Annotated in this window: 7 protein-coding genes; 2 read left to right on the top strand and 5 right to left on the bottom strand. The window is 63.4% G+C overall.

What is annotated here, in order from left to right:
- Together AC1DX0_RS27615 and yacG are read left to right on the top strand one after the other, a co-directional pair.
- On the top strand, positions 1-154 hold a 154-nt coding region (locus AC1DX0_RS27615; protein WP_477357570.1), incomplete at its 5' end, for a Maf family protein.
- Positions 151-348 carry a DNA gyrase inhibitor YacG gene (yacG, locus tag AC1DX0_RS27610; protein ID WP_477224211.1) on the top strand — a complete coding sequence of 66 codons (198 nt, stop codon included), beginning with the start codon at positions 151-153 and terminating at the stop codon, positions 346-348. The genes AC1DX0_RS27615 and yacG, both read left to right, overlap by 4 nt.
- Before the next feature lie 15 nt (positions 349-363).
- Here the strand turns inward: yacG and melA are convergent, their stop codons facing one another.
- From melA to AC1DX0_RS27585, 5 genes are all read right to left on the bottom strand, one after another.
- Entirely contained in the window at positions 364-1,734 is a 1,371-nt protein-coding gene (gene melA, locus AC1DX0_RS27605; protein WP_477357567.1) for an alpha-galactosidase, read from the bottom strand.
- A gap of 19 nt (positions 1,735-1,753) precedes the next feature.
- Entirely contained in the window at positions 1,754-3,421 is a 1,668-nt protein-coding gene (locus AC1DX0_RS27600; RefSeq protein WP_477357564.1) for an ABC transporter ATP-binding protein, read from the bottom strand.
- A 10-nt stretch (positions 3,422-3,431) separates the two neighbouring features.
- Positions 3,432-4,571 carry an ABC transporter permease gene (locus AC1DX0_RS27595; protein ID WP_477357561.1) on the bottom strand — a complete coding sequence of 380 codons (1,140 nt, stop codon included), beginning with the start codon at positions 4,569-4,571 and terminating at the stop codon, positions 3,432-3,434.
- Positions 4,572-5,579, bottom strand: a complete 1,008-nt coding sequence (locus AC1DX0_RS27590) for an ABC transporter permease (protein ID WP_477224215.1) — start codon at positions 5,577-5,579, stop codon at positions 4,572-4,574. It lies immediately after the preceding gene.
- Positions 5,580-5,695: 116 nt separating this feature from the next.
- Positions 5,696-7,156: ABC transporter substrate-binding protein (locus tag AC1DX0_RS27585; RefSeq protein ID WP_477357558.1), on the bottom strand; the 1,461-nt coding region annotated here is incomplete at its 5' end.

The following is a 7,156-nucleotide window of genomic DNA, read 5'->3' as shown; positions in this document are numbered from 1 at the left end:
CGGCTATGCCGTCCAGGGCCTCGCCGGCTCATTCGTCGTCAAGCTSGTCGGMTCCTACACCAACATCGTCGGCCTGCCGCTCTATGAGACGGTGGCGCTGCTATCGGGCGAAGGCTTCAAGATCCATCAGAGCTGGCTGTCCGCCCGGCCATGACTTCCGATCCCAAAGTCACGCCGCTGCGCCCAAAGCGCCCCTGTCCCGAATGCGGCAAGGCCTCGGCACGCGACACTTTTCCGTTCTGCTCGACGCGCTGCAAGGACATCGACCTCAACCGCTGGCTGAAGGGGGCCTATGTCATCAGCGCCCGCGACGATGAGGAAGAGACGGACGCAGAGGAACCGAAGTAAGGTGAGCGCCGCCGATCAGGCGGCCTCGGTCTTGCGCCCCACGCGCGCCCAGGCCGGCAGCCAGTCGCCATGAGCGGTGAGAAGCTCGTCGACCAGTGACCAGATCTGATCGAGATCCAGCTCGGCCGCCGTGTGCGGGTCCATCATCGCCGCATGGTAGATGTGCTCGCGGTTYTCGSTCATCAGYGCCYGMACCGTCAGTTCCTGSACRTTGATGTTGGTGCGGATCAGCGCSGTCAGYTGCGGCGGCAGGTCGCCKATRWAGGTSGGCTGGATGCCGGAGGCATCGACCAGGCACGGCACYTCGGCGGCGCAATYGSKGGGCAGCGAGGTGATGCAGCCATTRTTGCGGACRTTGCCGTAGATCACCGACGGYTCGCCGGTCCASACCGARTTCATGATCGAGGACGCATATTCCCGGGACTGCTCGACCTCGATGTTGTCGGCCGAACGATAGGCTTCAGCCTGGCCTTTCCAACGCTCGATCTGTTCGATGCAGCGTTTGGGATATTCATCGAGCGGAATGCCGTATTTCTCGATCAGATCGGGGCGGCCTTCCTTGATGAAATAGGGCGTGTATTCGGCAAAATGCTCCGAGCTTTCGGTGACGAAATAGCCGAGCCGGGTCAGCATCTCGTAGCGAACCTTGTTGGGGCAGCGCGGATTCCAGCCCGGCTTGGGCGCGCGGCCTTCCCGGTAGGCGCGCACCAGATCGGGATAGAGGTCGCGGTAGGAACCGTCGGGCTGGCGGTGCTCGAATTTCAAGTAAAAGGCCATGTGGTTGATGCCGGCCGAGCGATAGCGGATCTCGTCGTAGGGAAGGTCGAGATCGTGGGCCAGTTCCATCGCCGTGCCCTGTACCGAATGGCAGAGGCCGACCTGCCTGATCTCGGGATATTTCTCCGATATCGCCCAGGTGTTGATCGCCATCGGGTTGACGTATTGCAGCATGATCGCYTSGGGGCAGACGGCGAGCATGTCCTCGCAGACCTTCCACAGATGCGGCACGGTTCTGAGGCCCCGCATGATACCGCCGACGCCGAGCGTATCGGCGATCGTCTGGCGCAGACCGTATTTCTTCGGCACCTCGAAGTCTGTGATCGTGCAGGGCTCGTAGCCGCCGATCTGGAAGGCGACGACGACGAAGTCGGCGCCGGCAAGTGCCTTGCGCTGGTCGGTATAGGTTTCGGCCCTGGCCTTGACCCCAAGCGTCGAGATCAGCTTGTTGACGACAACGGCACTCTCTTCCAGCCGCTGCGGGTTGAGATCCATCAGCGCGATCGTCGCACCCGAAAGGGCTGGCCGCTGCAGCACGTCGCCGACAATGTTCTTCATGAACACCGTCGAGCCGGCGCCGATGAAAGTGATCCTGGGATGTCTTGCCATGCTGGTCTCCGGGGTATGTTCAGGCCACGTCGAAGGCGGCCCTGACGAGCCGTTCGGTGTAGGCGGTCTTGGGATGGGTGAGGACTTCGTCGACGGGCCCCTGCTCGACGATCTTGCCGTTCTGCATAACGATGACGCGGTGGCACAGCGCGCGCACCACTTTGAGGTCGTGCGAGATGAAGAGGTAGCTCAGGCCGCGCTCGTCCTGCAGCTTGCGCAGCAGGTCGATGATCTGCGCTTGCACGGAAAGGTCGAGCGCCGATGTCGGCTCGTCTAGCAGGATGAATTCGGGTTCGAGCGCGATGGCACGGGCAATGGCGACGCGCTGCCGCTGGCCACCGGAGAATTCGTGCGGGAACCGCGACAGGATATCACCGGGCATACCGGCGCTGACCAGTGCCTCACGCACGCGGTCGACCCGCTCGGCCCGCGTCGCGCCGATGCTGTTGACGATCAGCCCTTCCTCGATGATCTGGCCGATCGTCATGCGTGGATTGAGCGAGGAGAACGGATCCTGGAAGACGATCTGCATGCGCGAACGCAGCGGCCGCATCTCGTTGCGTGACAGGCCGTGGATCGGCTTGCCGTCGAAATGGATCTCGCCACGCTTGGCGTCGGTCAATCTCAACAGCGCCTGGCCAAAGGTGGTCTTGCCGGAGCCGGATTCGCCGACCAGCCCCAGCGTCTCGTGGCGGCAAAGCTTAAGGCCGAGATCGTCGACGGCGACCAGTTCGCGCCAGTCCGGCTTCAGGAAGCTGCCATGGCGCAGCATGAAGCAGACGCGCACGCCATTCGCCTCGAGAATGGTGCCGCTGCCCTCGGGCAGTGGCTGCGGCAGGCCGCGCGGCTCGGAGGCGAGCAGCCGCTGCGTGTAGGGATGCTGTGGCTCGGCGAACAGCCGTTCGGTGACGTTGTGCTCGCACATCTCGCCATGCTGCATGACATAGACGTAGTCGGAGAATTTGCGCACGACGGTGAGGTCGTGGGTGATCAGGATCACCGCCATCCGCAGCTCTTTCTGCAGATTGCGGATCAGGTTSAGGATCTGCGCCTGRACGGTSACGTCGAGYGCSGTSGTCGGCTCGTCGGCKATCARSACGTCGGGATYGTTGGCSAGCGCCATGGCGATCATCACGCGCTGGCGCTGRCCGCCCGARAGCTGGTGCGGRTATTGCTTGAGCCGCGCTTCCGGTTCGGGGATCTGCACATGCCGCAGCAGCTCGAGCGCCCGCGCCCAAGCCGCCTTGCGGCTCACCTTGCGATGCACCCGGATTGCCTCGACGATCTGGCTGCCGACCGTATAGATCGGGTTGAGCGAGCTCATCGGCTCCTGGAAGATCATCGAGATCCGGTTGCCGCGCAACTTGCGCCGCTCGCGCTCAGGGAATTTCAGGATGTTCTGTCCGTCGTAGCAGATGCTCGATCTCGGCGACATGGTGGCCCGCCTGGACAAGAGCCCCATGACGGCGCGCGCCGTCACCGATTTGCCGGAGCCGGATTCGCCGACGATGGCGATCGTCTCGCCGCGATAGAGCTGGAACGAGATGTCCTTGACCGCTTCGACGACACCGTGCTCGACCTTGAAGGCGACCTCGATGTTGCGGGCGTCGATGATCGGCTGGTCCTGGCGCCCGTTATGGTCGAGGCGGAAGGCTGGTGCGAAGGGCTCGGCGAGTACGACGGTCATCCCAGCCACCTCAATACGGATCGACGGCGTCGCGCAGGCCGTCGCCCAGCGCGTTGAAGGCAAAGACGGTGGCGAGCACGAAACCAACAGGCGACAGGATCCAGGGATAAGTGCCGATGACGGAGTAGGTCGCGGTGTCCTGCAGCATCAGCCCCCAAGAAATCAACGGCGGCTTCACCGCAAAGCCGAGGAACCCGAGAAAGGATTCGAGCAGCACCACCGTCGGGATCGCCAGCGTCACGGCGACGATCACATGGCTCATCACATTGGGAAAGATGTGCTGGAGGATGATGCGCCGGTCGGTGGCGCCGACCGCCATGGCGGCGCGCACATATTCGATGCGCGCCAGCGCCAGCGTCTTGCCGCGCACCTCTCGCGACATCTGCGCCCAGCCCAGGGCCGACATGACGATGATGACGAAGGCGAGGAAGACATTCGTCGGCGCGGTGACCGGGATCAGTGTCGTCAGCGCCAGATAAAGCGGCAGCTGCGGGAAGGCGAGCACCAACTCGACGAAGCGCTGCATCCAGACGTCGAACCTGCCGCCGAAATAGCCGGAGACCATGCCGACAGTGGTGCCGATGACGGTGATGATGAAGACCACCGTCAGCGCGATCATCAGCGAGACGCGCGAACCGTGAATGGCGCGCGACAGCACGTCGCGGCCGAACTTGTCGGTGCCGAGGAAATGCACYGGCTGGCCGTCSGTCGAGSCRAAGAARTGCCGGTYGGCSGGGATCAGSCCRARRAGCTTGTAGGGCGCGCCCTCGACGAAGAAGCCGAGCAGCCTTGGATGRTCGTAGTCSGGWCCGACGAYCGGCTGGAAGGTGACCGGATCGAGGTCGGCCGAATCGGACAGCGCATAGACCCGCGGCCGCGCGACGAAATTGCCGTCCTTGTCGTGGAAGGAAGGCAGCTGCGGCGGGGCGAAGCCGACATCGGTCGCCTTCGGGTCCATCGGCGCCAGGAACTCGGCGAACACGGCCATCACCAGCAGCAGCACGACCAGCCAAAGCCCGGCCATGCCGGTCCATGAGCGCTTCAACCGACGCCAGACGAGCGCCATGTAGCTCTCATTGCCGCGCGCCGGTTTGGTGACGATAGGTCCTTCGGCCGGCAAGGGTGGCGGTGATGGATCGCGCGCCAGCATCTAGCTCTCTCCGTACTGGCGGATGCGGGGGTCGAGCAGGACGAGCAGCATGTCGGCGATGATGTTGCCGACGATCAGCGTCGCCGAGAGCACCATCATGAAGGTGGCGGTGACATAGACGTCGCCGACCGCCATCGAGCCGACGATCGCCGGGCCGACGGTCGGCAGCGCGAAGATGATCGCCGTCTCGATCTCGCCGGTGAGCATATAGGGCAACACCACGCCCTGATACATGACGAGCGGGTGCAGCGCGTTGGGCACGGCGTGGCGCATGACGACGGCGGCGCCGGTGAGGCCCTTGGCTCTCGCCGTCTCGACATATTGGGCGTTGAGCGTATCGAGCAGATTGCCGCGCATGACACGCATATTGTAGGCGAGGCCGCCGAAGGTGGCGATCGCCACCACCGGCCAGACATGCTTGACCAGGTCGACGAACTTCGCCCACGACCATGGCGCGCCGCCATATTGCGGCGAGAAGAAAGAGCCGATCTCCGACACGTTGAACTGGAAGACCAGGAGATAGACGATGATGAGCGCCATCAGGAAGCGCGGCACCGTCATACCGAGGAAGGAGATGGCCGACAGCGTCGTGTCGATCCAGGTGTATTGCCTTGTCGCCGCCCATATACCGAAGGAGATGCCGAGGACCGAGGCGAGGATATGGCAGACCAGCGCCAGGATGAGCGTGCGCGGCAGGCGCTCGCCGACGACGTCGGCCACCGGCTTGTTGTAGTAGAGGCTGTAGCCGAAATCGCCGCGGGTGACGATGCCGCCGATCCAGTTGAGATACTGGACGGGCAGCGGCTTGTCGAGGCCGTGCTCGACGCGGTAGGCCTGGGCCTGCGCATCGGCCTCGGCGAAGGACGCGCCGCCCTGGTTGATCAGCTGCGAGCGGATGTAGTCGGCATAGTCGCCCGGCGGCGCCTGGATGATGGCAAAGGTGACGAGGCTCAGGATGGCGAGGACCGGTATTGCCGACGCTATGCGCATAGCCAAGAATCGCAGCATGGACGGTCCGCTTCCTCATCTCGCCGGACGCTCCCATTGAGGGACGTTCGAAGGGTTGGTCTGTCCCGGCCGCGCCAGCAGCGCGGCCGGGTCTCTCTTGGTCAGGGGAGGTAAACCTACATCGGACCCTTGTCTCCAGGCTTGCCTGGAAGCTCCTGCGGGAACAGTTCGTATTTCGCCTGCTTGTCAGCCTTGACGAAGACGCGTTCGCGGATGATCGAATCYTCGGCCCAGTTGAACATGAAGATCGGCGTGCCYTGCRGRATGTTCGAGAAGCGCTTGTTGAYGATCAGYGCGCCSGGATATTCCGTCAGGCCGACATTGTAGACGTGTTCCGTCGAGATCTTCTGGAAGTCTCTCATCAGGCTGGCGCGCTTGTCATTGTCCTCCGACGCGACGAACTTGTTGACGATGTCGACAAGGTCCTTTTCGAAAGGCATCAGGTCGACCTCGCCACTTTCCGGTGCGCGGTGGTTCCAACTGGTCTTCGGGCCGACCGGCGCGAGCTGTTCGGTGTTCTGCACGACGGAGGTCAGTTCCTGGTCGTTGCGCCTGATCAGCCAGTCGAAGCGGCCGGAATATTGCGAGGCATCGCGCTGGGTGCCGTTGAGACCGTTCAGCACGACCCGAATCCCAAGCTTTTCCATTTGCGCGACGACGCCTTCGGCGAGGCTCTTGTCCGTGCCGTAGTCGTTGTTGACCAGCATGACGATCTCGACGTTCTTGCCGCCCGCGGTGCCGGCCGGGAAGTTCACGAAACCGTCGCCGTCGGTATCCTTGAGGCCGGCCTTGGCGAGCTCGGCCTTGGCGCCCGCGAGGTCGAAGGGATAGTAGACGGTCGATTTGCGGTCATAGAAGCTGGTGCCCGAGGAGAAGCCACCGGGGTAGATGGCGGTGAACGGCCCCTTGACCAGGGAGTCGCCCAGCGCCTTGCGGTCGAGCGCCATGGTGACAGCCTTGCGGAAATCCTCGTTGCGGTTCAGCTCACGGACCGCCTGGCTGCGCTCGTCCGGGTTGCCCCAGCCATTGGCGGAATAGTTCAGGCGCAGATTGTAGCCGATGAGGCGCGGGCCGAAGGCGAGCCGTGCTGGCGCGTTCGCCTCCGCCGCACGCTTCAGCGAGGCGACGAAGTTTTCCGGTTGCTCCAAATTGGAGAAGTCGGCCGAGCCGGCGACCGCCTGGACGTCGCGGTCGGCCCAGGTCGACAGCTTGTACTGCAGYTCGTTGAGGTAAGGCAGCTGGTTGCCCTTCTCGTCGACCTTCCAATAGTAGGGGTTGCGGCGCATGACGACGATGTCGTCCGGCCGGTACTCGACCGGCACCCAGGCGCCCATCACCGGCATGTTCATATATTCCGGCGGGAAGGCGTTCTTGAACTGGTCGTAGGTGTTCTTCGAATATTTCGGATGCTGCGGCTTCAATATGTGGGCGGGGCCGGGGCAGAAGGTGCCGTAGGCCATGGCGTAGAGATACTGTTTCGGGAAGGCGTCCTTGAAGGTCCACTCGACGGTGTAGTCGTCGATCTTCTTCAGCGTCGTGCCGACGCCGAAGGTTTCCTGCGTCGCGCCGTTGAGCGG

It is taken from the genome of Mesorhizobium sp. P3_A9 (genome assembly GCF_056402975.1).
This window is presented reverse-complemented; position numbering and strand designations above follow the sequence as displayed.